This window comes from Granulicatella sp. 20925_1_28 (assembly GCF_041433575.1).
Classification (GTDB): domain Bacteria; phylum Bacillota; class Bacilli; order Lactobacillales; family Aerococcaceae; genus Granulicatella.
The window spans coordinates 1-736 of record NZ_JAPWBS010000038.1 but is presented as its reverse complement, the minus strand read 5'-3'; the positions used below and the strand labels follow the sequence as shown (position 1 = coordinate 736).

At 31.1% G+C, this 736-nt stretch carries 1 protein-coding gene; it reads right to left on the bottom strand.

What is annotated here, in order from left to right; all coding sequences use genetic code 11:
- Window positions 1-736, bottom strand: a 736-nt coding sequence (locus O3793_RS08900; protein WP_371446976.1) for an IS3 family transposase, incomplete at both ends; no start/stop codon positions are given.

Sequence of the window (736 nt, the reverse complement as noted above, 5' to 3'; positions counted from 1 at the left end):
AAAGTAATTCTTTTCTTATTATAGAACTGGATATACTCCTCAACTTTCTTGAAAAGAGATTCATAGGTTTTGAAATGATATAAACGATATGCTTCTTCCTTTAATGTTCCCCAGAATGATTCCATTGGTCCATTATCGATACATCTTCCAGGACGGGACATACTATGTGTTATTTGTCCTTTCTCTATAAAGTGCTTAAAGAAATGAGAAGTATATTGGAATCCTCGATCACTATGAATCATTGTTTTTGTGGGAATTATCTTCCTTTTTATTTGATTAAAAGTATCTTTAACGATTTGATTATTGTTTTGCTTAGATATTTGATATGCAACTATTTTCTTTGTGCCATAATCTAAAACAGCACTTAAATAAGCTTTGTCTCCCTTTCCATACTTCAATTCAGTGATATCCGTTAATAGTAGAGCCATTGGTTCATATTCTTTCTTAAATTCTCGATTTAAAATATTAGCTGCAGTGTATTCTTCAGTGTTCGATTTATAACGATAACGTTTTTTTCGTATAACTGCCTTTAATCCCATTAGTTTCATAAGACGCTGAATACATTTATGATTCACTTTTGCATTTCTATAATAGTTTAAATAGATTGTGATACGACGATATCCATATATACCTTGAACAGATTCATATACTTCGTGTATTAATTCCATTAAACGACGTAGTCGTTTTTCAGATTCCGAAGGGACACGATTTAACCATTTATAATAGCCAGCTCTAC